Raw genomic sequence first — 23,460 nt, 5'->3', positions numbered from 1 at the left:
AGGGGCAGTGGGACGGAGGGGTGAGGTGCGCGACGAACACCGGTGGCTGCGACGGCTGACCGTCCTCGGCGCGGGCCTGCTCCTGCTCCTCCTCGGCGCGACCGCCCCCGCCTCGGCCCATGCGGCCCTGCGCGGGACGGACCCCGCCGACGGGACGGTCCTCAAGTCGGCGCCCCGCGAGGTCACCCTCACCTTCACGGAGTCGGTCGGCCTGCTGACCGACTCCCTGCGCGTCTACGACCCCGAGAACCAACGCGTCCGCACGGGCGAGGCCGACCACGCCGCCGGCCGCTCCGACACCGTCCGGGTCTCCCTGCCCGCCGAGCTGGGCCCCGGCACCTACACGGTGGCCTGGCGGGTGGTGTCGGCCGACAGCCACCCGGTGTCCGGCGCGCTCACCTTCTCGGTCGGCAAGCGCACGGCGACGGCGACGAGCGTGCTCCCGGACCGTGCGGAGAACCCGGCGACGACCAGCCTCTACAACATCGCGCGCTACCTCGCCTACCTCGCCGTGGCGCTCCTGCTGGGCCCCGCGGCGTTCGTGGCGTACTGCCGCCCGCCGGGGCCGGCCCACCTGCGCACACCGGTGGCGGCGGCCTGGGGCACCCTGTTCGCCTCGACGATCGCCCTCTTCCTCCTGAGAGCCCCGTACGAGGAGGGCACCGCCCCGACGACGGCGTTCGCCCTCTCCTCCCTCACCCGTACGGCCTCGACCCGCCCCGGCGAACTCCTCCTCACCCGTCTGGCCCTGCTGCTCCTGGCCGGAGCCTGCGCACTGGCCCTGCGCAGATGGCGCCGCCGGATCCCCCGCCGAGCCGCCCTCGCCACCGCCGCGACCCTCTCCGTCGCCCTCGCCCTGACCTGGGCGGCCTCGGAACACGCCTCGGCGGGCCTCCAGGTCCCCCTGGCGATCACCTCCGCCACGCTCCACCTGCTGGCGATGGCGGCCTGGCTGGGCGGCCTGACGGCCCTGGTGCTGACGCTGCGCCGCCCCGCACCGGGCCCGGCCGCACCGCTGGTCCAGGCCGTCACCCGCTTCTCCCGCCTGGCCTTCGCCTCCGTGACGGTCCTGGTGGCGACCGGTGTCTACCAGTCCTGGCGGGGCCTCGGCTCCTGGCAGGCGCTCACCGACACGACGTACGGCCGTCTCCTGCTGGCGAAGCTCGCAGCGGTCACCCTCCTGCTCGCGGCCGCGTCCCGCTCCCGCCGCTGGACGACCCGCCTGGCGACCCGGCCTGCGGCACGTGAACGGACCCGTGTCCCACAACCGGCCGGCGGTCCCCCGCTCCCCCCGGACCCGAACCCCACCCCCACCGCCACTGCCACCCCCGCCCCCTCCCCGCACCACCCCCACGACCTCCGCCGCTGGGTGCTGACCGAGATGGCGGTGGGCACCCTCGTCCTCGTCCTGACAACCCTCCTGACGAGCACGCTGCCCGGCCGGGCGGCGGCCGAGGCGGCTCAGGCGGCACCGGCTCCGGCCGGCATCCGGGCAGCCTCGGTCACCACGATCCCCTTCGACGTCGGCACCCCCGGCGGCCACGGCAGGGTGCAGATCACCCTGGACCCCGGCCGGGTCGGCACGAACTCCGTCCAGGCGGTGGTCTACGGCCCCGACGGCGGCCTCTCCGCGGTCCCCGAACTGCGCGTCACCTTCACCCTCCCGGCCCAGCGGATCGGCCCCCTGGACACCAAGGTCACCGACCGGGGCGGCTACTGGGCCGCCGACGCCTTCAACCTGCCGATCCCGGGAACATGGACGATGAAAGTGACGGTGCGGGTGTCGGAGGTGGACCAGGTGACGGTGTCGAAGACCGTGCGGGTGGTGCGCTGACGGTGGTGACCGAGCGCGTCGTGATCGAGGGCGTGGAGTTCGCCGCCGCCCTGACCATCCGGTCGGACATCGGCCTGCTGGCCCTGCACGGCAGCAGGGAGGGCGGCACGGCGGAACTGGCCCACGAGGTCGCGGCCCGCACGGGCGCCAGCTGTCTGGTCTTCACCCAGCCCACCGGCGACCCGGTCCACATCCCCTCGCACCGCATGTCCGTCCCCACCTGTGGGGCCCTGCGGCAGTTCCTGTCCCACGTGACCCTGACGATCTCCCTGCACGGCCACCTGAGACCCGAGACCCCCCGCGCGATCTTCCTGGGCGGCGCCAACCGCGCAGCGGCCGACACCCTGGCCCACAGCCTCACCCTCCTCGCCCCGGCCTTCGAGCCCGTCACCGACCTGAACCACATCCCACCCGGCCTGCGCGGCCTCGGCCCCCGCAACCCGGTGAACCTGACCCCGGCCGGCGGAGTCCAGCTCGAACTCCCCCTGAGCGCCCGGACCCAGGGACCCCGAAGAACCCTCGGAGCCCCGGACGTGCCTCCGCCGACGGTGACCGCGGCGCTCACGGCCGGGGTGCAGCGGCTGATGGAGACTTCGGCCGGTGCTCAGCGGGGTGTTCGGTGATCCAGCGGGCCGCGAGCAGTCCGGAGGCCGCGGTGAGTGCGGCGGCCGCGACGACCGTGGCGTTCAGGCCGAGGGCGTCGGCGAGGATGCCGGCCACCAGGGCGCCGGCGGCGTAGCCGATGTCGCGCCAGAAGCGGTAGGCGCCGAGGGCGCCCACCCGCCAGGCGGGGTGGGCGTGGTCGGAGACCGAGGCGATCAGTGCCGGGTAGACCATGGCGGTGCCGATACCGAGGAACACCGCGGAGAGGACCCCGGCCAGCAGCGGGCGGTCGAGCAGGGCGAGGGCGAGGACGAAGCCGGCGGACTGGACGAGCATGCCGTGGACGATGAGGGGTTTGCGGCCGATGCGGTCGGCGAGGTGGCCGGTGGGGATCTGGCCGAGGCCCCACAGGATCGGGTAGAGGCCCTTGATCAGGCCGACGGCGGCCAGGCCGAGGCCGTGGTCGGTGAAGAGCAGGGGGAAGACGCCCCAGGTCAGGCCGTCGTTGAGGTTGTTGACCAGGCCGGCCTGGCTGGCGCCGCGCAGGGAGCGGTCGTGCCAGGAGGTGCGGGCGAAGGTGGCGGCCAGGGTCGTGTCCTCGCCGGAGGGCAACGGCCTGGGGTGCTGGGCGAGTTCGAGGGCGACATGGTCGGCGGTGTCGTGGACCACGAGGGACAGGGCGAGGCCGGCGGCGACGAAGACGACCCCGATGAGTTCGGGGACGGGGCGCAGACCGTGGGTGGTGGCGAGGTAGCCGGTGAGCAGGGCGGTGGCGCCGACGGCGGTGTAACCGGCGGCCTCGTTCAGACCGGTGGCCAGGCCGCGGCGGGCGGGGCCGACCAGGTCGATCTTCATGTTGACGGTCATCGACCAGGTCAGACCCTGGTTGACACCGAGCAGGACGTTCGCGGCGACGATCCAGCCCCAGGACGGCGCCCAGGCCAGCGCGAAGGGCACGGGCACGCCGATCAGCCAGCCGGTGACGAGGAGTTGCTTGCGGCGGAAGCATGCGGTCAGGGCGCCTGCTGCGAGGTTGGTCATCGCCTTCGTGACGCCGAAGGCGATGATGAAGGAGAAGACGGCCAGGTCGCTGGTGAGTCCGAAGACGTGGCTGCCGATGAGCGGGACGGTGGTGCGTTCCAGGCCCACCAGGCCGCCGACGCAGACGTTGACGACGACCAGCAGGGTGAACTGCAGCCAGTTCTCCCGCAGACCCAGGCGGACGGGCCGGGCCGCGGCCCCGGTTGCGACGCTCACCTGGTGCCGCCTTCGGTGAGCTGCCGGCCGTGGGCCGCCGCGTACTCGGCCGGTCCGCCGTCGAGGACGGTGATGTCGGTGCGGCCCGCGCGTTCGAGCAGGCTTGCGGCGGTCATGGCGCGCTCGCCGTGGCCGCAGGCCACCACCGGCCCCTCGGGCGCGTCCCCGGCGTGCGCGGCGAGGCCGCCCAGCTCGATGTGCACGGCTCCGGGCACATGCCCGGCGGCGAACTCCGCTTCCTGCCGTACGTCGACGTAGGGGCGGTCGCCCGCGCGGTCGGCGGTGACGAACGCGGTGCCGGCCTGCCGGTTGCCGGCGGCCGTCCAGGCGGGCATGCCGCCGGCGAGGCGTCCGGCGAGGCGCTCGTAACCGATCTTGGCCGCCTGCCAGACGATCTCGTCCAGATCCTGGCCGTCGCCCGTGACGAAGACGAGTGGGGCGGTGTCGGGCAGCAGCCAGCCCAGCCAGGTGGCGAACTGGCCGCGCAGCGGGATGGACAGCGCGCCGGGGATGTGGCCGGCCGCGTAGTCGGCGGCCGGGCGCACGTCGACCACCTGGCCGCCCTCCGAGAGTAGGGATTTGACCTGTCCGGCGTCGAGGGCGGGCAGCGGCGGGGCGGAGCCGAGGACGGCGGGGCCGCGCCGGTTGGCCTCGGCGAGCCGGGCGAAGTAGGCCGGGTAGCTGCCGAGGCCGGCCACGAGGCGTCGTACGAAGGTGTCCTCGTCCGGGGCCGCCAGCAGCGGGTTGGTCCGCTTCTGTGCGCCGATCGTGGAGGTGCGCTCGGCGCCGGGCGGGGCCGAGCAGAAGGACCCGGCGCCGTGCGTGGGCCAGACCGCGACCTCGTCCGGCAGCGCGGCGAGGCGCCTGAGCGAGTGGTACTGGGCGCGGGCGAGTTCCTCGGTGCGGTCGGCGCCGAGGAGGTCGGTGCGGGCGGCGGAGTCCACGATCAGCGATCCGCCGGTGAAGACGCCGAGCGCGCGGTCGCCGTCCCGGAGCAGGAAGGACAGGTGCTCGTCCGTGTGGCCGGGGGTGGCCAGGGCCCGCAGCGTCAGGCCGCCCAGGTCGACCTCGTCGCCGTCGGCCAGGCCGCGGTGCGCGAACGCACGGTGTCCGGCGGCGGAGGCCAGCACGGTGGCCCCGGCGTCGTGACCGAGCTGGACGGCGCCGGACAGGAAGTCCGCGTGCAGGTGCGTGTCCGCCGCGTACGCCACGGCCAGGCCGCGCCGCTCGGCGGCCGCCCGCAGCGCACGCAGGTCGCGGCTCGCGTCCACGGCCAGGGCACGGCCGTCGCCGAGGTCGACGAGGTACGCGCTGTTGCCGAGCCCGGTGTCGACGAGGGGTATCAGATGGTCGTCGGCGAAGCCCATCAGGTCCTCCAGGGTGCGGATGCCGGCGGACGTGTGGTCACGCGTTTGGTCATGCCTGTGGTCGTGCCTGTGGTCACGACTCCCGGCGTCATCTACACTATTCCATGGATTTATGGAGGATGGCAGACGGGTGGGATGGGTGCGATGGGAAAGACGACGGCCGGTGCGAAGGCGCAGCTGTACGACGCGTTCGCAGCCAGCGGCAAGGCGCTGGCCAGCGGAAAGCGCCTGGAACTGCTCGACCTGCTCGCCCAGGGCGAGCGCACCGTCGACGCCCTGGCCAAGGCGGCGGGGCTCAACCTGACGACGGCCTCGGCGCACCTGCAGACCCTCAAACAGGCCGGCTTCGTCATCACCCGCCGCGAAGGCGTGCGCATCCACTACCGGCTCGCCGGCGACGACGTGGCCCAGCTGTTCGCACTGCTGCGCAAGGTCGCCGAGGCCCATCAGGCCGCCGTCCCCGCGGCCCGCGACGCCTACCTCGGCGAGGACGGTGCGGCACCGGTCGGCCGCGAGGAGCTGCGCGCCCGCGTGGCGGCGGGCGACGTGGTGGTGCTGGACGTACGGCCGGTGGAGGAGTACCAGGCCGGGCACATCCCCGGCGCGCGCTCCATCCCGGTCGACGAACTGGCCGACCGGATCAACGAGTTGCCCGAGGAGACGGAGATCGTCGTGTACTGCCGCGGTGAGTACTGCGTCCTCGCCTATGACGCGGTACGGCTCCTGACCGACCGCGGCCGCCGCGCGATCCGCCTCGACGACGGGATGCTGGAGTGGCGCCTGGCCGAACTGCCGGTGGATGTGGGGGGCTTGGGGTGACGGCTGCTGTGTGCCCGGCGCAGGCTGCCTCCATCGCTGCTGATGCCGGGGACGTGGGATGACGGCTGTGGTGTACCTGGCGCCGGCTGTCACCGGCCCTGCCGACGCGGGGGACTTGGGGATGGCGACGGCCGTGCACCTGCCACCGTCTGCCCGCGCCCCTGCCGACGCCGGAGACCTGGCATGACCGCCGTACACCCGGGGCCGGCCGGCAGGCCGGTCCACCTGGGCTGCAGCGCCACCACGGCCCCCTGACGCACGCCATCCACTGCCACCGGAAGAGAGACATGACCCGAGCCGAACCCGCCGCCCCTGCCTCCCTGTCCGGCATACCCGACGCCGCCCGGGCACAGCGCCGCATCCTGCGTGTCCTGGTCGCCTCCCAGATCCTCAGCGGTGCCGGTCTCGCCGCCGGTGTCACCGTCGGCGCCCTGCTTGCCCAGGACATGCTCGGTACCACCAGCCTCGCCGGACTGCCCAGCGCCCTGTTCACCGCCGGATCCGCGCTCACGGCCGTCGCCGTGGGCCGTATCTCCCAGGCCCGCGGCCGCCGCCCCGGACTGGCCATCGGCTACCTCACCGGAGCCGTCGGCAGCGCCGGCGTGATCACAGCCGCCGTACTCGACAGTCCCGTCCTGCTGTTCCTCGCCCTGTTCGTCTACGGCGCCGGCACCGCCACCAACCTCCAGGCCCGCTACGCCGGAGCCGACCTGGCCGACCCCGCCCACCGCGCCCGCGCCGTCTCCACGGTCCTGGTCGCCACCACCCTCGGCGGCGTCGCCGGCCCCAACCTCGCCGCGCCCACCGGCGACTTCGCCGAAACCCTGGGCATCCCGAACCTGGCCGGCCCCTTCCTGCTGTCCGGAGCGGCCTACGCTCTCGCGGCCGTGGTCCTGGCCACCAGCCTGCGCCCCGACCCGCTGCTCACGGCCCGCGCCCTCGCCGCCACCGAGCAGGCGGACCGGGCGAAGGCACCCGCGGCCTCGGCGCATGAGGGCCGCGGCGGTGTGGCCCTGGGCGCACTCGTCATGGTGCTCACCCAGCTCGTCATGGTGGCGATCATGACGATGACACCCGTCCACATGCACGACCACGGCCACGGCACAGCGGCCTCGGGCCTCGTCATAGCCATCCACATAGGCGCCATGTACCTGCCGTCACCGCTGACGGGCCGCCTGGTGGACCGCTACGGCCGCATGAAGATCGCCGCCACCTCCGGCCTCACCCTCCTGGCCGCCGGCATCCTCGCCGCCCTGGCCCCCGCCGACTCCGTCGCGCTGCTGGCGCTCGCCCTGGCCCTCCTGGGACTCGGCTGGAACTTCGGCCTGGTGTCGGGCACGGCGATCATCACCGACACGGTGCCCCTCGCCACCCGCGCCAGGACCCAGGGCATGGTGGACGTCTCCATAGCGATCGCCGGCGCCACCGGCGGTATCAGCTCCGGCGTCATCGCCACCGCGGCCGGCTACCCCACCCTGGCCCTCACCGCCGGCGTCCTGGCCCTGGCCATCCTGCCCGCCGTCGCGGCGACCGCGTACCGCCGATGACGGCCGACGTGCCGCCCGCCCCGGCCCTCACGGTCGACGGCACCGGCCTCCTCTGCGTCACGCTGCTGCTCCGCCTCCGCAAGGCGATCGACGGGGCCGACCCGGGCAGCGTGGTCCACGTCATCGCCACCGACCCGGCAGCCCCGCTCGACCTCCCGGCCTGGTGCCACCTGACCGGCCACACCTACCTCGGCCCGGTCTCCGCCCCCCGGCCGACCTACGCCCTCCGCCTCACCGCCGCCGCCCGGTCCACCCGCCCCGACGCACCATGGCACCGGGCCGACAGGGGCGACAGGGGCGACTGAGCCCGAGCCGTGCGGTTTGTGAGCCATGCGGGGGAAACCACGTCCCGCACCGTCCGGTCCCGGGCATGGATGGCCGTGTTGATCACCTACGGCTTCAGGGGAGCACGTATGTCGCACATTCCGGCCGAGCTTCGGTACGCCGATACGCACGAGTGGGCCCGCAAGGAATCGGACGGCACGATCACGGTGGGCATCAGCGACCATGCCCAGAAGGCACTCGGCGACGTCGTGTTCGTGGAGCTGGTCAACGTCGGCAAGGTCTTCGAGGCGGGCGAGGCAGCCGGTGTCGTGGAGTCGGTGAAGGCCGCGACGGAGGTCTACGCGCCGGTCGGCGGCGAGGTGATCGCGGTCAACGAGGACCTGTCCGACGGCCCTGAGCTGCTCAACGAGGAGCCCTACGACAGCTGGATCTTCAAGCTCAAGCCGTCCGACCGGTCGGAGTTCGACCGCCTCCTCGACGCCGCCGGCTACAAAACCGCGATCGGCGAGTGACCCGCGCAGCGGTGTTGCTGCTGTCGCTGTCACGAAAACGAGTGATGTTGAGCGGCGCTGTCCAACCCATGGGCTCTCGCACTCACGTCCGCGTAATCATGTGATTACTGGACGTTATTGGATTGTTCGGGACAAGGAGAAGCGAATGGCTCGCAGATGGGCGGCACTTCTGGTCGCCGTGGGGCTGGTTGCCGCGGCACTGGGCCTGGCCGCGCCGGCTCAGGCCGGAACGCGGCAGCTCAAGGTCGCCACGTACAACATCTATCTGGGCGCCGACCTCGAGCCTCTGGTCCTGGCACAGACTCCGCAGGAGCTCGTCGCGCGAGCCGGGATCGCCTACGACCAGGTGGTCGCCACCGACTTCCCCTCCCGCGCCCGGGCCATCTCGCGCCTGCTCAGGCAGGAGCGCCCCGAGGTCATCGGCCTGCAGGAGGTGGCCCTTTGGAAGAAGGGCCCGCTGGGCGGTTCCCTCCACACCACGTACGACTTCCTGGACATCCTGCTCCGCGAGCTGCGCAGGGCCGGTCTCCACTACCGGGCCGCCGCGGTCGACACCACCGGCAGCACCACCCTGCCGATCAGCACCACCGAACAGGCGAGTTTCACGGACCGGGATGCGATCCTGGTACAGGACGGACTCCCGGTGACGAACGCGCAGTCGCACCTCTATGCCGCGAAGGCCGTCTTCACCACCCCGTTCGGAGTCACCTTCACCGCCCGTAGGGGCTGGTCCGCGGTGGACGTCGTCCTCAAGGGCAAGCCGGCACGGGTGCGGGTGGCCACCACACACCTGCAGCCAGGGGTGCCGGTCGTTCGAAACGCCCAGGCCCAGGAGCTGTACGCCGCGCTGGCACAGTCGCCGTATCCCGTCACGGCTCTTGGCGACTTCAACGCCCTGCCCACCGAGGCGCCCGGTCCGTACGGCACCTTCACCACCGGTGGCTACGACGACGCCTGGCGGACCATCCACGGCCCCGGGGACGGATTCACCGCCGTTCAGGACCCTGACTTGCGCAACCTGCCGTCCAAACTCAGCTCGCGCATCGACTACGTCTTCTACCAGCCCGCACACCTCTCGGCTGCCTCCGCCCACCTGATCGGAGACAAGGTGAGGGACCGGACTCCCACGGGCCTGTGGCCGTCCGATCACGCCGGCCTGGCGGTAGGGCTGCGCCTCAAATAAATGAGACGGACAACGTCGAAGGGCCCCACTGCGAACAGTGGGGCCCTTCGACAACGTGCCCGGTGAGGCACTGGCGGAGGATACGAGATTCGAACTCGTGAGGGGTTGCCCCCAACACGCTTTCCAAGCGTGCGCCCTAGGCCTCTAGGCGAATCCTCCGCCGGAAACATTACATGACCGAGGGGAGTGCTCGCGAACTCGTTCCCGCAGGCCGTCATCGGGTGCAGGGCCCGGGCCGCGATCGGGTACTGTGGGGCCCAGCCCCTCACGCGGCGCTATCTGACTGAACTCCCCCAGGGCCGGAAGGCAGCAAGGGTAGGTTGGCTCTGGCGGGTGCGTGGGGGGCCCTTGTGTTTGCGGGGGCGGGAGCCTTCGGCGGGGTTGGTTGTCAGTGGGCGCCTATAACCTCGTATGCGTGTCGTCTCTCGCGCTGTACCGCCGCTATCGCCCGGAGACCTTTGCCGAGGTCATCGGGCAGGAGCATGTCACCGACCCGCTGCAGCAGGCGCTGCGGAACAACCGGGTCAATCACGCGTACCTGTTCAGCGGGCCGCGTGGCTGTGGCAAGACGACCAGCGCACGGATCCTGGCGCGCTGCCTGAACTGTGAGCAAGGTCCCACGCCGACCCCGTGCGGGGAGTGCCAGTCGTGCCGGGACCTGGCGAGGAACGGGCCCGGGTCCATCGACGTCATCGAGATCGACGCAGCGTCGCACGGTGGTGTGGACGACGCCCGTGAACTGCGCGAGAAGGCCTTCTTCGGGCCCGCCTCCAGCCGGTACAAGATCTACATCATCGACGAGGCCCACATGGTCACGTCGGCCGGCTTCAACGCGCTGCTGAAGGTCGTCGAGGAGCCGCCGGAGCACCTCAAGTTCATCTTCGCGACCACCGAGCCCGAGAAGGTCATCGGGACCATTCGGTCGCGGACCCACCACTACCCGTTCCGGCTCGTGCCGCCGGGGACGCTGCGCGACTACCTCGCCGAGGTGTGCGGGCGGGAGGACATCCCCGTCGAGGAGGGCGTGCTGCCGCTCGTCGTGCGGGCCGGTGCAGGCTCCGTGCGTGACTCCATGTCCGTCATGGACCAGCTCCTCGCCGGTGCGCGGGAAGAAGGTGTGACGTATGCCATGGCCACCTCCCTCCTCGGCTACACCGACGGCTCGCTCCTCGACTCCGTCGTCGAGGCCTTCGCCACCGGTGACGGCGCCGCCGCCTTCGAGGTCGTGGACCGGGTCATCGAGGGCGGCAACGACCCGCGTCGTTTCGTCGCCGACCTGCTGGAGCGGCTGCGGGACCTGGTGATCCTCGCCGCAGTGCCGGACGCGGTGGAGAAGGGGCTCATCGACGCCCCGGCCGACGTCCTGGAGCGCATGCAGGCCCAGGCCGGCACCTTCGGCGCCGCCGAGCTGAGCCGCGCCGCCGACCTCGTCAACGAGGGCCTCACCGAGATGCGCGGCGCCACCTCGCCCCGCCTCCAGCTCGAACTCATCTGCGCCCGCGTCCTGCTCCCCGCCGCCTACGGGGACGAGCGGTCCGTGATGGCCCGCCTCGACCGCCTTGAGCGCGGCGTCAACTTCGTGGGCGCGAGCGCCGCACCCGCCATGGGGTACGTTCCCGGACCCGAGGCCCACGCGGGCATGGCCCAGGGCGGTGCGCCCGTGCCGCCCGGCGGTGGGCCCGCCGCCGCTCGTGCGGCCGTACGGGCCTCGGGTGTGCAGGGTGGACCAGTTGGCCCGGCCGGCTCCGGTGGTCCGGCTGCAGGGGCGCCCACGGCCCCTGCGCCTGCCCCTGCGCCCGCCCCGGCACCGACTCCGGCACCCCCTGCGCCCGCCCCGGCAGCGGTTGCTCCGGCTGCCCCCGCCCCGGCACCGCCTGCTCCGGCAACCCCTGCCCCTACGGCGGCCTCGGCTCCTCCCGCCGCTCCCGCCGCTCCCGCCCCCGGCGCCTGGCCCACCGCCGCCCAGGCCGGCAGCGGCCGGCGTCCCGGTGGCTGGCCCACGGCCGCTCCCGCGGGCGGCGCCCCGCAGAGCCCGGCGCCGGCCCAGCCCCAGCCCCAGGCACCTGCTGCCTCAGCGGCACCCCCGGCCCCGGCCCCGGCTCCGGGCGCCGCCCCCACCGGCGGCCTCGACCCCCGCATGCTCTGGCCGAACATCCTGGAGGCCGTCAAGAACCGCCGCCGCTTCACCTGGATCCTGCTCAGCCAGAACGCCCATGTGGCCGGCTTCGACGGCACCACCCTCCAGCTCGGCTTCGTCAACGCCGGCGCCCGCGACAACTTCGCGAGCAGCGGCAGCGAGGACGTACTGCGACAGGCGCTGGCCGAGCAGTTCAACGTGCAGTGGAAGATCGAGGCGGTCGTCGACCCCTCGGGCGGCTCGGCGCCCCCGGCGTCCGGCGGCTCCTCGGGCTTCGGCGGCGGTGGCGGCGGTGCGGGCTACGGCGGCGCGCCCGCCGGTGGTGGCTACGGCGCCCCCGCCGCACCTCGCCCCACGGCACCCCAGCCGTCGGCCCCCGGGCCCGCCGCACCCCAGGGACCCGCCCCGGCCCAGCCGCAGTACCAGGCACCCGCCGCCCCGCAGCCCGTCTCGGCCTCCGAGCCGCCCCCTGTCGCCCCCGAGGACGACATCCCCGAGGACGACGACCCCGACCTCAACGAGTCGGCCATGTCCGGTCACGAACTGATCGTGCGGGAGCTGGGGGCGACGGTGGTGGAGGAGTTCTCGAACGAGTAGGACGAGCGGGAACGAGTAGGCGCGTGCTGCACGAGGGGCCGCGGCCCGCACCGGCACCACCCCGTTCGTAGGAACGCACAGCTTCCCCGCCACCCGACCTTCGGCAACCTTGCCATTAGGCTGACCCCCGTGAAGGTCCTCGTCATCGGTACCGGCGCCCGCGAACACGCCCTGTGCCGCTCCCTGTCCCTCGACCCCGACGTCACCGCGCTCCACTGCGCTCCCGGCAACGCCGGCATCGCCGAGGTCGCCGAGCTGCACCAGGTCGACGCGCTCGACGGCAAGGCCGTGGCCGCGCTGGCCGGGCGGCTCGAAGCCGACCTCGTCGTCGTCGGCCCGGAGGCCCCGCTGGTCGCCGGTGTCGCCGACGCCGTGCGCGAGGCGGGCATCCCGGTGTTCGGCCCCTCTGGGCAGGCCGCGCAGCTCGAGGGGTCCAAGGCCTTCGCCAAGGACGTGATGGCGGAGGCCGGGGTGCCCACGGCCCGGTCGTACGTCTGCACCACGGCCGAGGAGGCCGCCGAGGCCCTCGACGCCTTCGGTGCCCCCTACGTCGTCAAGGACGACGGGCTGGCCGCCGGCAAGGGTGTCGTCGTCACGGACGACCTCGAGGCCGCCAAGGCTCACGCCGCCGGCTGCGAGCGGGTCGTCATCGAGGAGTTCCTCGACGGGCCCGAGGTGTCCCTGTTCGCCATCACCGACGGCCGTACCGTCGTGCCGCTCCAGCCCGCGCAGGACTTCAAGCGCGCCCTGGACGGCGACCAGGGCCCGAACACCGGCGGCATGGGCGCGTACTCGCCGCTGCCGTGGGCGGACCCGAAGCTGGTCGAAGAGGTGCTGGAGACGGTGCTGCAGCCGACGGTGGACGAGTTGCGCCGCCGTGGCACGCCCTTCTCGGGTCTGCTCTACGCCGGGCTCGCGATCACCTCGCGCGGCGTCCGGGTCATCGAGTTCAACGCCCGCTTCGGCGACCCCGAGACCCAGGTCGTGCTGGCCCGCCTGAAGACCCCGCTGGCCGGCGTCCTGCTGGCCGCGGCGAAGGGCACCCTCGACGACCTGGAGCCCCTGCGCTGGAGCGAGGACGCGGCCGTCACGGTGGTCATCGCCTCGCACAACTACCCCGGCACCCCGCGCACCGGCGACCCGATCACCGGCCTGGACGAGGTGGCCGCCGAGGACGCCCCGCACGCCTACGTCCTGCACGCCGGGACGAAGCGGGACGGCGACGCGATCGTCAGCGCGGGCGGCCGGGTGCTGTCCGTCACGGCGACCGGCGAGGATCTCGCCGCGGCCCGCGAGCGGGCGTACCGGGCGGTGGCCCGCGTCCGCCTGGACGGTTCGCAGCACCGCACGGACATCGCGGCGAAGGCTGCGGGCGCAAATCAAGCCGAGCCCGCCGGGGAGTCGGCGGAGGCGTAAAGCCGCCGGTCGCGTGCGTTCCGTACCCACTCAGGCCCCGGACGAAAATCCGGGGCCTGATCTTTGCTGTCTGTCATCCACCTCTGACCAAAGCCATTCCATCGAGTGAGCAATCGTCCATCCGGCTGACGGGGGCCGAGGCCCCAACTAGGGTGCGGCGCAAGCATTCCGGCACTTGGCCCACCGGCATTGCGATGTCGGTGCCGGGTGCCACAGTGGGGGAGTGAGCAACGCCAGGACAGCGTCGGATCCGCAGGGAGGGGGTGAGGTCCGCTCGTGACCGGAATCGGTGTGGAGGTGGGTGCGCAGGCCGCGCGCTCGCGGGCCCTCGCCGTGCTGCGCATCCGTGGCCGGGCGCTGGCCGTGGCCGTGCTGCCGGCGGCTGCCGAGGTGATCCTGCTGACCGGCGGTTCCACCGGCCATCTCGTGGGCCCGGTCTGGTCCGCCGCCCGCTGGGTCGTCGGCGTGCTGGCCGTGGCCGTGCTGCTGGCCGCCGCCGGTATCGCCCTGGTCGTGGCCCGCGCCCGCCCCGCCGTGACCCCCACGGTCCCGATCCCGGAGGACTCCGCCCCGGACCTGTACCGGCTGGTGCGCGACCTCGCCGACCGGCTCGAAGTCCCCGCCCCCTCGGCCATAGCGCTCACCCCGGACTGCGACAGCTGGCTGGAGGACCGCACCCACCCGGCCCACGGCCCGCCCCCGCGACCGGTGCACGACGAGCTGGCGGGCCCCGGCCAGGGACCCGGTCTCGGCACTCACCGCCGGGCAGTCACCGCCCCGGTCCTCGTCATCGGTTCCCCGTTCCTGTGGTGGATGCGGGTCGGCGAGCTGCGCGCGGTCCTCGCCCCGGTCGTCGCCGGTACGGGCCCCTCCGCGCACCCGGACATAGCCGCCGCCCGCCGCTTCGTGCGCGGTCTGGACGCGGCGGTCGGCGTGGCCTCGACGCCCGGCCGCTGCCCGCTCACCCGGGCCGTGTGCGCGGCCGTCGGCTGGGTCGCCCGGCTGATGCTGCGCGGCTGCCGCGAGCACGCGGCCCTGATGGAGCGCGGGGTCGCGGCGGCGGCGGCCGAGCGCGCGCAGGCCGTGGACTACGGACTGCGGATCGTCGCCCAGGAGCAGGTCGGCCTCGCCTACGCGGGCTGGGACCGGCTGCTGACCCGGGTGGCGCTGCCCGCCTGGCGCATGGGCCGCTGGCCCGCCCGGCTGGACGCGGGCGTCGTGGCCGCGCTCACCGAGCTGTCCCGCCGCGACCGGCTGGCCGAGGGCTTCGCCTCCCGCCTCGGCGAGCGTCCCGCCTGCGACCTCCTGGAGGAGCCCGGCGCGGTGGACGAGGCCGCCTCCCTGCTCGCCGCCCGCCTCTTCCACGGCGGCCCGGCCGAGTGCGGCCCGGACTGGGCCCCGGTGGACTGGCAGGCGTACCCGGAGGAGGTCGTCGACCGCACCTGGCGCGCCGACGCGGCCCGCCTGCACCGCGTCCTGGACTCCCTGGGCGTCCGCCCCACCGCCGACCCCACGGCCCCCGAGCCCGCCGGCCCCACGCTGGCCCGCGTCCTGGACCACCTGACCGAGCCCCCCGCACAGAACCCCCCGCAGGCCGCCGACGGCGAGCACCTCCCACAGGGGCCACCCGCACCCGACGACGAAACCCGCACAGGTGGTGCGGGTGGGAACCAAATCCCTGCCGGAGGCGAAGCCGAGGCGGACCCGGCAGAAGACCCAGGCACGGAACGCAGCGCCGCCCTCGCCGCAGTCCTGACCGCCGCTCTGGCCCGCGAGGAGGCCGCCGTGCCGAGAGGCGCGACCGCCACCGGCCAGGGCCCCGACAGCGCCCTGTGGGACGACGGCGCGCTCCCCCTGTTCCCGCTGCAGCCCCCGCGTACCGCCCGTGACCTGCTCGCCGATCACGTCACGGCGATGGTGTGCTGCGCCGCCGTCGACACGGCCGGGGCGGCCCCCGGTCTCGACTGGCTCGACGGCCCCTCCCTGCTGCTGGGCGGCGAGCGGGCCGCCGACCTCGCACCCAAGGTGCTCAGCCTGGTCGAGGAGGGAGACCCGGGCCCGCTGCGCGACTGGCTGGCCGAGTCCGGGATACGCCCGGAGAAGCCGGTGCGGCTCGTCTGAATCCGGCCAGAGCCGAATGCCGTGGTCTACCCGGCGGCCTGGGCGTTGTAACGGAGAAGCGTCTTCCACTTCAGGTCAATTCGCAACGAATAGTGACCAGACCCATGCGTTATGTGATGTGCTGGGATCGACCTCGCACATGGCAAGCGCATGCGACATACGACAGCACGTCATACGACAGCGCACGTCATACGACAGCACGACCGAGCATCACACCGCACCACCGTCAGAGCGACACGGGGGCATGAGGGAGGGGAGCGACCATGGCCTCGGACCACATCCGCCGCTGGGAGTCCGGAGCGCTCGCGCACGCTGTCACGGACCCCTTCGGCCAGGGCCCGGTCCCCTGGCTGCGTGGCAGTGAGACCTACTTCGACGACACGGGACACGTCGTGCCCTGGTACGTCGACCCGAGCCCGCCCCAGCCGGCCGGGGAGCGGCCGCGCGTCCCCGCGCCGCGCTCGGCCGGCTCCGGCCCCCGCTCGGCCGACGACGTGCACCGGCAGATCAAGGGCTTCACCTCCACCGGAGCGGTCACGCCCGGCGCGGCGATCGACTTCCACATCACGGTCGACCCGCCCCAGCAGTTCAGCGTGGACATCTACCGCATCGGCCACTACGGCGGCGACGGCGCCGCCAAGATCACCACGAGCCCCCGGCTCTCCGGCATCGTCCAGCCCGCGCCGCTGGCCGCCGACCGCACGGTCTCCTGCCACCACTGGTGGCTGTCCTGGCGCCTCCAGGTGCCCTCCCACTGGAGCATCGGCGCCTATGTGGCCGTCCTCACCACCGCCGACGGCTACCGCTCCCACGTGCCGTTCACGGTCCGCGACGACCACCCCGCCGATCTGCTCCTGCTGCTGCCCGACATCACCTGGCAGGCGTACAACCTCTACCCGGAGGACGGCCACACCGGTGCCAGCCTCTACCACGCCTGGGACGAGAAGGGCCGCCTGCTCGGCGAGGCGGACGCGGCCACCACGGTCTCCTTCGACCGCCCGTACGCGGGCGCGGGCCTGCCCCTGCACGTGGGCCACGCCTACGACTTCATCCGCTGGGCCGAGCGCTACGGCTACGACCTCGCCTACGCCGACGCCCGTGACCTGCACGCCGGCCGCGTCGACCCCAGCCGGTACCGGGGCCTGGTCTTCCCCGGCCACGACGAGTACTGGTCGGTGTCGATGCGCCGCGCCGTCGAGGACGCCCGTGACCGCGGCACCTCACTGGTCTTCCTCTCCGCCAACACCATGTACTGGCAGGTGGAGTTGGGCCCCTCCCCGTCCGGCGTCCCCGACCGGCTGCTGACCTGCCGCAAGCGCAAGAGCCCCGGAAAGCCGGTGCTGTGGCGCGAGATCGACCGGCCCGAGCAGCAACTGGTCGGCATCCAGTACGCGGGCCGGGTCCCCGAGCCGTACCCGCTGATCGTCCGCAACGCGGGCCACTGGCTGTGGGAGGCGACCGGCGCGCACGAGGGCGACGAGATCGAGGGCCTGGTCGCCGGGGAGGCCGATCGTTACTTCCCGCGCACCCCGCTGCCCGAGCACGAGGAGCGCATCCTGCTCGCGCACTCCCCCTACACCGACAACGACGGCGTCCTGCGCCACCAGGAGACCTCCCTGTACCGCGCTCCCTCCGGCGCCTGGGTGTTCGCCGCCGGCACCTTCGCCTGGTCCCCGTCCCTGGACCGCCCGGGCCATGTGGACCCCCGCATCCAGCGGGCCACGGCGAACCTGCTGGACCGCATCTGCAAACGGGACTGACCCCCGGGCGGACCCCCACCGCCCCCCTGGCCGAAACCGATCGCCCCCATAAGGGAGAATCGAGGCACTTGGACAGAACCACGGGGAGGAACCGTGTCCGGATTCGTAGAAAAGCCCGAGCCGATCCAGGTTCCGGGCCTGGTGCACCTGCACACCGGAAAGGTGCGCGAGCTGTACCAGAACGAGGCGGGCGACCTCGTGATGGTCGCCAGCGACCGTATGTCCGCGTACGACTGGGTGCTGCCCACGGAGATCCCCGACAAGGGCCGCGTCCTCACCCAGCTCTCCCTGTGGTGGTTCGACCAGCTGCGCGACCTGGCCCCCAACCACGTGCTGAGCACCGAGCTGCCCGAGGGCGCCCCCGCCGACTGGGCGGGCCGCACGCTGGTCTGCAAGTCCCTGAGGATGGTCCCGGTGGAGTGCGTGGCCCGCGGCTACCTCACCGGCTCCGGCCTGCTGGAGTACAACGAGTCCCGGACCGTCTGCGGCCTCGCCCTCCCCGAAGGCCTGGTCGACGGCTCGGAACTGCCCGGCCCGATCTTCACGCCGGCCACCAAGGCCGAGGTCGGCGAGCACGACGAGAACGTCTCCTACGAGGAGGTCGCCCGCCAGGTCGGCGCCGAGACCGCGGCCCAGCTGCGCCAGGCCACCCTCGCCGTGTACTCCCGCGCCCGGGACATCGCCCGCGACCGGGGGATCATCCTGGCGGACACCAAGTTCGAGTTCGGCTTCGAGGGAGACACGCTCGTCCTCGCCGACGAGGTCCTCACCCCGGACTCCTCCCGCTTCTGGCCGGCCGACCAGTGGCAGCCGGGCCGCGCGCAGCCGTCGTACGACAAGCAGTTCGTCCGCGACTGGCTGACCTCGGCCGAGTCCGGCTGGGACCGGGGGAGCGAGCAGCCCCCGCCGCCGCTGCCGCAGCACGTCGTGGACGCGACCCGGGCGAAGTACGTGGAGGCGTACGAGCGCCTGACCGGCATCAGCTGGATGTAACGCGAAAGGCCCCCGGTGAGAACCGGGGGCCTTCGTTGTGGAGCGGACGACGAGGCTCGAACTCGCGACCTCAACCTTGGCAAGGTTGCGCTCTACCAACTGAGCTACGTCCGCACTGCGCCGTGGCGCGAGGCCAACTATACCCAACCTCGGTCGCGTGCGAGTCGCACTGCCGCATGACGGTTCTCCGCACCGAGCTTCATGACGGCCGAGGAGAGGTAGTTCCGCACGGTTCCCGGCGACAGCGCGGCCCGCTCGGCGATCTCCGCGACCGGCGCGCCGTCGGCCGCCAGCTCCAGCACCTCGGCCTCCCGCGCGGTCAGCGGGGAGTCCCCGGCGGAGATCGCGTCGGCGGCCAACTCCGGGTCGACGTAACGGTTTCCCGCGTGCACGGTCCGGATGATCTCGGCGAGCCGCTGGGCGCTGACCGTCTTCGGGACGAACCCCCGCACACCGGCCGCGAGCGCCCGCTTCAGGTGCCCGGGCCGGCCGTGACCGGTGACGATCAGCACCTGGCAGCCGGGCAGTTCGGCGCGCAGAGATGTGGCGACCTTCACACCGTCGGCGCCCGGCATCTGGAGATCGAGGACGGCCACGTCGGGTTCGTGCGCCCGCGCCATCGCCAGTGCCTCCGGCCCGCTCGCCGCCTCCGCGACGACGATCAGGTCGTCCTCCAGGGAGAGCAGGGCGGTCAGCGCGCCCCGGATCAGATGCTCGTCGTCGGCGAGCAACAGCCGTACCGGCGAACTCATCGCGTCACTCCACTCACACCCGTCAAGGGCACCTCCGCCACCAACCGGAACCCGTCCTCCCCGACGGTCCCCGTCTCCAGCGTGCCGTCGACCACGGCCAGCCGCTCCCGCAGTCCGGCGAGTCCGGAACCCCCACCCCCGTCGGGGGTTCCGGATGCCCCGTCGTTCTCCACCGTGAGCACCACATGCCCCTCAAGCACCTGCAGCGCCACGGTGCATCGCCCGGCATCCCCGTGCCGCAGCACGTTCGTGGTGGCCTCCCGCACCACCCAGCCGAGCGCGGACTGCACCTCGGCAGGCAGCCTCACGGCTTCCGCGCGGACCTCGCAGTCGATCCCGGCCGCCGCCAGCACACCCTGCGCACCGGCGAGTTCGACTCCGAGGTCGGCCTCCCGGTAGCCGCGTACGACCTCTCGCACCTCCCGCTGTGAATCCTGGGCGATGCGCTGCACCTCGATCATCTGCTCCACGGCCTCCGGCCGTCCCCGCCGGGCCAGTTGCACGGCCAGCTCACTCTTCAGGGAGATCACCGAGAGGTTCCGCCCCAGGACGTCGTGCAGGTCCCGCCCGAACCGCAGCCGTTCCTCGGCGACGGCGAGCCGGGCCTCGATCTCCCGCGCGCGTTCCGCCTCCCAGACCACGGACAGGGTCCAGGCGCCGCAGCGGGCGGCCATCACGGAGAAGCCGGCGGAGAAGACGATCACCGCGCCCGTGGCGAGGGCGCCGAGACCGCTGGGGCTCCCGATCGCGAAGGCGGCCGTGAACAGCGCCGCGAAGGCCGCGCTCCGGCGCAGGAACACCTTGACGGGCACGGTGAACGCGTACGGCAGCCCGAACGGCACGAGCACGGCCCCGATCATGAACCGGATGCCGAGCGGATCGGTCCCGCCGACCGCAGCGAGTGCCATGGTCAGCGCGAGCGCCAGGCCGAGCAGGATGGCGGGAGCGCGCATGGCACGCGACGGCAGTTCGGTGCGCCCGAGGTAGTGGTCGACCGCGGGCCGGAGAACCCGGTGTGCGGCCACGCACTGCAGCAGGTCCACGACGGCCAGCAGCCAGCCGAGCGCCATTGGCACGGGCCGTCGCTCGACCCCGCTCATGAGGGGGAACAGCAGCCAGGTGAGCGGGAACGTCCAGACGGTGGCGTGCCAGGTGACCATCGACTGCAGCTCGACCCGCTCGGCCTTGCTCCGCTCTGCCCAGTGCCGCTGCTGCCACCGCCGTATCCGCCCGACCATGTGTGCCCCCGTGCTCAGCGTCGCGGCTCCCACCGGAACCACCGCCGTACAGCAAACACCGCCACGACGGTCCAGGCCAGCGCGGTCGCCACGGCGCCCAGCACCTCGTACGCGCTCAACTCGCCGGTCCAGCCGCCGCGGACCAGCCGGATCGCGGGGGACAGCGGAAGGAGTTCGCAGACGGAGGCGAGCCGGTCGGGCAGGACCTCGGTCGGGATCGCGATGCCGGAGCCGATCATCGAGAAGAACACCAGCGGCAGCGCGGTGACCTGACCGCTCTCCACGCTTCGGGTGACGGACGCGGTGAGCGCGGCCAGCGCGGCACTCAGCACGAGCCCCGCCGCCAGCCCCAGCAGGGTCAGGTACGGCGCCTTGGGCGCCCCGGTGTGCAGCAGCACCGCGCAGCCCGCGCACAGCAGCAGGGCCTGGGCGAGGCCGAGGCCGACAGCCGGCAGGGCCGTGCCGGTGAGGATCTCGGCGTCGGAGAGTTCGCCGGTGCGCAGCCGCTTGAGGACGAGTTCCTCGCGGCGGGCGACGTAGGCGTTCACCAGGGAGGTGTAGACGGCGAAGAGGAAGGAGAAGCCGATCGCGGCCGTCATCATCACCGCGCCGGCGGAGAGCCCTTCCTTCTTCAGGTCGATCTGGTCGAGGGCCGGCCGCACGCTGAACGGCAGGGCCAGCGGCATGACGAGCGCGGTGAGGACGACGCTGCGGTTGCGGCCGAGGAGGGCGAGTTCGGCGCGGGCCAGCGCGCGCAGCCGCCGGCCCGCCGGTGCCCAGGCGAGAGTGCTCATGCCATGACCTCCTGCTCCCGCGCGATCCCGAGGAACGCCTCCTCCAGCGAGGCCGAGCGCACATCGAGGCGGCGCAGCTCGACCCCGGCCCGCTCGGCCCAGGCCAGCACCCCGGTGGCGGTCCGCTGCAGCTCCCGGGTACGCAGCAGGACGAGGCTGCCGTCGCTCTCGTGCCCGCAGACACCGAGGTCGGCGAGGGGCGGCAGATCACCGAGGAAGTAGCCGTCGGGCAGCTCGAAGGACATCCGGGAGGGCCGGCCCGCGGTGACCTCGGCCGGGGTTCCGGAGGCGGCGATGTGGCCCTCGTGCAGGATGGCGAGCCGGTCGGCGAGGCCTTCCGCCTCCTCCAGGTAGTGCGTGGTGAGCAGCACGGTCGTGCCCGCCTCCCGCAGGCCGCGCACCAACTCCCAGGTGTCCCGGCGGCCTTCGGCGTCGAGCCCGGTCGTCGGCTCGTCCAGGAACAGCACTTCGGGGTCGCCGAGCAGGGCGAGCGCCAGATCCAGGCGCCGCCGCTCGCCACCGGACAGCTGCTTGACCCGTACGTCGCTCTTCCGGGCCAGCCCGACCAGCTCCAGCACCTCCGTCTCGGGCCGCGCCCCGCTGGTGCAGCCCGCCCACATCCGGGCGGTCTCGGCGATGGTCAGGTCGGCGGGGAAGCCGCCCTCCTGGAGCATCACCCCGGTCCGCGGGCGTACGGCGGCCCGCTCCCGGTAGGGGTCGTGGCCGAGGACGCGGACCCGGCCCCCGGCCGGTGCCGCGAGGCCTTCCAGCAGTTCGACCGTCGACGTCTTGCCCGCGCCGTTGGTGCCCAGCAGGGCGAAGATCTCCCCGCGTGCCACGGAGAAGGTGATTCCGCGTACGGCCTCGAACCCGCCCCCGTAGACACGCCTGAGGTCGGTGACCTCGATCACGTGCTCGTGTTCGTTGGTGTTCATGCCTTCAGCGTCCCGGCGCACGGGCCGGAAGAGCAGTGCGCGGTGTCATCACCCGGCATGACAAATGTCAGGCGGACGCTCGCGGGGGTGCGAAAAGACCCCGGTCCAATGGACCGGGGTCTCATTCCCGAGCGGACGACGAGGCTCGAACTCGCGACCTCAACCTTGGCAAGGTTGCGCTCTACCAACTGAGCTACGTCCGCACTGCTCCCGACCGGCTCCCACCGATCGGTGCGAGCACCAGCCTACCTGATCCACAGGAGTGGTCGTGTCGACCGGTGCCAGAGCGGGTGACAGGAATTGCACACTGCGCCTTCCCCCTGGAAGGGGGTTGTTCTGCTACTAAACTACACCCGCGTGTTTCCGCAGGTCATCTGCCCCGCGGCACGTCACAGACTCTAGCCCATGCATGGGGCTGAAGTCCAAGTCGCATGGGGCGGGGGGCGAATCGCGGCGACTCGCCCCCCTGGGGGATGTTCTGCTGGCCAAGTGCCCGAGCGGCGCCCGGGCTTGCGTCTCCGCATGCACAGACGCGTCCTGTCCCGCGAGGAGGACTGAGGCAATTGGCCATGCCCCGCAGCCAGGCCGGTCTGATGCGGTCACTGCCGTTCATAACCGGGTCCACCAGCTCAAGGCTGGGCTTGTGCCTCCGCGACTCGCGCACCGACAGGTCCAGAGTGGTGCGAATGGCCGCCAGTTGTCTGGAGATTCACCGACTTGTCGGCAGCTGAACGAACGGCTCCCAGGGTCGCTGACGGACCCTGGGAGCTGCCCCTTCGCGGGCCTCACTGCGCGGCGCTGAACGCCTCGTAGACCTTCTTCGGGATGCGTCCGCGCGCCGGCACGTCCATCTTGTTCGCCTGGGCCCAGGCCCGGACGGCCGCCGGATCGGGAGCGACCTCCGTCTGCTTGTACGCCTTGCCGGAGCGCGAGCGCTTGCGGCCGGCCTCCACGTAGGGCGCGAGCGCCTTGCGCAGTTTCTTGGCGTTGGTTTCGTTCAGGTCGATCTCGTACGACTTGCCGTCGAGTCCGAAGGCGATCGTTTCCGCCGCTTCCGAGCCGTCGATGTCGTCAAAGAGAGTGACCACGACCTTTTGCGCCACGAATATCGGTCCCTTCGTGCGGCACGTCGATACAGCTCATCGGCGATGACGTGCCGAGTATCGGCTATTGCCAATTCATTTGTACAGTGCCCGGCAATGCAAAGTGAAGCCCGACTAAATCCGTCAGCGTGTCCCAGTGCAATAGGTGTCGTGGGCGGACCCGTGGAACTTTCCCAGAACTTTTCGTGAGGGCGCCCGCCTGTCACC

Annotated in this window: 19 protein-coding genes, 4 tRNA genes and 1 other RNA gene; 13 read left to right on the top strand and 11 right to left on the bottom strand. The window is 72.7% G+C overall.

Annotated features, from left to right (window positions below; genetic code table 11):
- Positions 1-25: 25 nt before the first annotated feature.
- Positions 26-1,834, top strand: coding sequence for a copper resistance CopC/CopD family protein (locus ACFYZZ_RS22295; protein ID WP_389178580.1), 1,809 nt, complete (start codon positions 26-28; stop codon positions 1,832-1,834).
- A gap of 5 nt (positions 1,835-1,839) precedes the next feature.
- A complete protein-coding gene (locus ACFYZZ_RS22290) occupies positions 1,840-2,457 on the top strand; it encodes a poly-gamma-glutamate hydrolase family protein (protein ID WP_389178577.1) in 618 nt (205 codons plus the stop codon).
- On the opposite strand, the gene ACFYZZ_RS22285 is transcribed toward ACFYZZ_RS22290, so the two are convergent.
- Positions 2,396-3,694, bottom strand: coding sequence for an MFS transporter (locus ACFYZZ_RS22285; RefSeq protein WP_389178574.1), 1,299 nt, complete (start codon positions 3,692-3,694; stop codon positions 2,396-2,398). The two genes, ACFYZZ_RS22290 and ACFYZZ_RS22285, sit on opposite strands and share 62 nt — an antisense overlap.
- Positions 3,691-5,061, bottom strand: coding sequence for a rhodanese-like domain-containing protein (locus ACFYZZ_RS22280; protein WP_389178571.1), 1,371 nt, complete (start codon positions 5,059-5,061; stop codon positions 3,691-3,693). Before ACFYZZ_RS22280 ends, ACFYZZ_RS22285 begins: the two co-directional genes overlap by 4 nt.
- 144 nt (positions 5,062-5,205) lie before the next feature.
- On the opposite strand from ACFYZZ_RS22280, the gene ACFYZZ_RS22275 reads away from it, so the two are divergent.
- The 5 genes from ACFYZZ_RS22275 to ACFYZZ_RS22255 all read left to right on the top strand — a co-directional run bounded on the left by ACFYZZ_RS22275 (position 5,206) and on the right by ACFYZZ_RS22255 (position 9,407).
- Positions 5,206-5,880, top strand: a complete 675-nt coding sequence (locus tag ACFYZZ_RS22275) for an ArsR/SmtB family transcription factor (protein WP_389178569.1) — start codon at positions 5,206-5,208, stop codon at positions 5,878-5,880.
- Between the two features lie 287 nt (positions 5,881-6,167).
- A complete protein-coding gene (locus ACFYZZ_RS22270) occupies positions 6,168-7,427 on the top strand; it encodes an MFS transporter (protein ID WP_389178566.1) in 1,260 nt (419 codons plus the stop codon).
- On the top strand, positions 7,424-7,732 hold the full coding sequence (locus tag ACFYZZ_RS22265; RefSeq protein ID WP_389178563.1) for a sulfurtransferase TusA family protein: 309 nt from the start codon (positions 7,424-7,426) through the stop codon (positions 7,730-7,732). Before ACFYZZ_RS22270 ends, ACFYZZ_RS22265 begins: the two co-directional genes overlap by 4 nt.
- Positions 7,733-7,840: 108 nt before the next feature.
- Positions 7,841-8,224 (top strand): glycine cleavage system protein GcvH, encoded by a 384-nt coding sequence (gcvH, locus tag ACFYZZ_RS22260; RefSeq protein ID WP_386580374.1) that lies wholly within the window; start codon positions 7,841-7,843, stop codon positions 8,222-8,224.
- A gap of 145 nt (positions 8,225-8,369) precedes the next feature.
- Complete coding sequence (locus tag ACFYZZ_RS22255) at positions 8,370-9,407, top strand: endonuclease/exonuclease/phosphatase family protein (protein WP_389178560.1); 1,038 nt, start codon at positions 8,370-8,372, stop codon at positions 9,405-9,407.
- A gap of 71 nt (positions 9,408-9,478) precedes the next feature.
- On the opposite strand, the gene ACFYZZ_RS22250 is transcribed toward ACFYZZ_RS22255, so the two are convergent.
- Positions 9,479-9,566 (bottom strand) — tRNA-Ser (locus tag ACFYZZ_RS22250).
- 98 nt (positions 9,567-9,664) lie between these two features.
- Between ACFYZZ_RS22250 and ffs the strand changes: the two genes are divergently transcribed.
- The 6 genes from ffs to ACFYZZ_RS22220 all read left to right on the top strand — a co-directional run bounded on the left by ffs (position 9,665) and on the right by ACFYZZ_RS22220 (position 18,431).
- Positions 9,665-9,759: signal recognition particle sRNA small type (ffs, locus tag ACFYZZ_RS22245), an RNA gene on the top strand.
- Positions 9,760-9,822: 63 nt separating this feature from the next.
- The gene (locus ACFYZZ_RS22240; protein WP_389178557.1) at positions 9,823-12,141 is read left to right on the top strand and encodes a DNA polymerase III subunit gamma and tau; all 2,319 of its coding nucleotides are present in this window, start codon (positions 9,823-9,825) and stop codon (positions 12,139-12,141) included.
- Positions 12,142-12,270: 129 nt separating this feature from the next.
- Entirely contained in the window at positions 12,271-13,557 is a 1,287-nt protein-coding gene (gene purD, locus ACFYZZ_RS22235; protein WP_389178554.1) for a phosphoribosylamine--glycine ligase, read from the top strand.
- 276 nt (positions 13,558-13,833) lie between these two features.
- Positions 13,834-15,678, top strand: a complete 1,845-nt coding sequence (locus ACFYZZ_RS22230) for a hypothetical protein (protein WP_389178551.1) — start codon at positions 13,834-13,836, stop codon at positions 15,676-15,678.
- Between the two features lie 263 nt (positions 15,679-15,941).
- Positions 15,942-17,438, top strand: a complete 1,497-nt coding sequence (locus tag ACFYZZ_RS22225; protein WP_389178548.1) for a N,N-dimethylformamidase beta subunit family domain-containing protein — start codon at positions 15,942-15,944, stop codon at positions 17,436-17,438.
- A 93-nt stretch (positions 17,439-17,531) separates the two neighbouring features.
- Entirely contained in the window at positions 17,532-18,431 is a 900-nt protein-coding gene (locus tag ACFYZZ_RS22220) for a phosphoribosylaminoimidazolesuccinocarboxamide synthase (RefSeq protein WP_389178545.1), read from the top strand.
- Between the two features lie 38 nt (positions 18,432-18,469).
- Here ACFYZZ_RS22220 and ACFYZZ_RS22215 read toward each other — a convergent pair.
- The 8 genes from ACFYZZ_RS22215 to ACFYZZ_RS22180 all read right to left on the bottom strand — a co-directional run bounded on the left by ACFYZZ_RS22215 (position 18,470) and on the right by ACFYZZ_RS22180 (position 23,253).
- A tRNA-Gly gene (locus ACFYZZ_RS22215) sits at positions 18,470-18,545 on the bottom strand.
- Positions 18,546-18,568: 23 nt separating this feature from the next.
- Positions 18,569-19,183 carry a response regulator transcription factor gene (locus tag ACFYZZ_RS22210; RefSeq protein ID WP_389178542.1) on the bottom strand — a complete coding sequence of 205 codons (615 nt, stop codon included), beginning with the start codon at positions 19,181-19,183 and terminating at the stop codon, positions 18,569-18,571.
- Positions 19,180-20,454 (bottom strand): sensor histidine kinase, encoded by a 1,275-nt coding sequence (locus tag ACFYZZ_RS22205; RefSeq protein WP_389178539.1) that lies wholly within the window; start codon positions 20,452-20,454, stop codon positions 19,180-19,182. Before ACFYZZ_RS22205 ends, ACFYZZ_RS22210 begins: the two co-directional genes overlap by 4 nt.
- Complete coding sequence (locus ACFYZZ_RS22200; protein WP_389178536.1) at positions 20,436-21,215, bottom strand: ABC transporter permease; 780 nt, start codon at positions 21,213-21,215, stop codon at positions 20,436-20,438. Before ACFYZZ_RS22200 ends, ACFYZZ_RS22205 begins: the two co-directional genes overlap by 19 nt.
- On the bottom strand, positions 21,212-22,150 hold the full coding sequence (locus ACFYZZ_RS22195; RefSeq protein WP_389178533.1) for an ABC transporter ATP-binding protein: 939 nt from the start codon (positions 22,148-22,150) through the stop codon (positions 21,212-21,214). Before ACFYZZ_RS22195 ends, ACFYZZ_RS22200 begins: the two co-directional genes overlap by 4 nt.
- A gap of 130 nt (positions 22,151-22,280) precedes the next feature.
- Positions 22,281-22,353: transfer RNA gene (locus ACFYZZ_RS22190), tRNA-Gly, on the bottom strand.
- Between the two features lie 82 nt (positions 22,354-22,435).
- Positions 22,436-22,507: transfer RNA gene (locus ACFYZZ_RS22185), tRNA-Gly, on the bottom strand.
- Positions 22,508-22,935: 428 nt separating this feature from the next.
- Positions 22,936-23,253, bottom strand: a complete 318-nt coding sequence (locus ACFYZZ_RS22180) for an Lsr2 family protein (protein ID WP_031164632.1) — start codon at positions 23,251-23,253, stop codon at positions 22,936-22,938.
- Between the last annotated feature and the right edge of the window lie 207 nt (positions 23,254-23,460).

Source organism: Streptomyces sp. NPDC001816 (assembly GCF_042892235.1).
Classification (GTDB): Bacteria; Actinomycetota; Actinomycetes; order Streptomycetales; family Streptomycetaceae; genus Streptomyces.
The sequence above is the reverse complement of the archived record's forward strand: the minus strand, read 5'-3'. Positions and strand labels throughout refer to the sequence as shown.

Bases quoted from the DNA above. Each gene is read 5' to 3' on its own strand.
- ACFYZZ_RS22280 (WP_389178571.1), bottom strand. From the start codon at position 5,061: ATGGGCTTCGCCGACGACCATCTGATACCCCTCGTCGACACCGGGCTC.
- ACFYZZ_RS22255 (WP_389178560.1), top strand. From the start codon at position 8,370: ATGGCTCGCAGATGGGCGGCACTTCTGGTCGCCGTGGGGCTGGTTGCC.
- ACFYZZ_RS22275 (WP_389178569.1), top strand. From the start codon at position 5,206: ATGGGAAAGACGACGGCCGGTGCGAAGGCGCAGCTGTACGACGCGTTC.
- gcvH (WP_386580374.1), top strand. From the start codon at position 7,841: ATGTCGCACATTCCGGCCGAGCTTCGGTACGCCGATACGCACGAGTGG.
- ACFYZZ_RS22270 (WP_389178566.1), top strand. From the start codon at position 6,168: ATGACCCGAGCCGAACCCGCCGCCCCTGCCTCCCTGTCCGGCATACCC.
- ACFYZZ_RS22195 (WP_389178533.1), bottom strand. From the start codon at position 22,150: ATGAACACCAACGAACACGAGCACGTGATCGAGGTCACCGACCTCAGG.
- ACFYZZ_RS22225 (WP_389178548.1), top strand. From the start codon at position 15,942: ATGGCCTCGGACCACATCCGCCGCTGGGAGTCCGGAGCGCTCGCGCAC.
- ACFYZZ_RS22210 (WP_389178542.1), bottom strand. From the start codon at position 19,183: ATGAGTTCGCCGGTACGGCTGTTGCTCGCCGACGACGAGCATCTGATC.
- ACFYZZ_RS22200 (WP_389178536.1), bottom strand. From the start codon at position 21,215: ATGAGCACTCTCGCCTGGGCACCGGCGGGCCGGCGGCTGCGCGCGCTG.
- ACFYZZ_RS22265 (WP_389178563.1), top strand. From the start codon at position 7,424: ATGACGGCCGACGTGCCGCCCGCCCCGGCCCTCACGGTCGACGGCACC.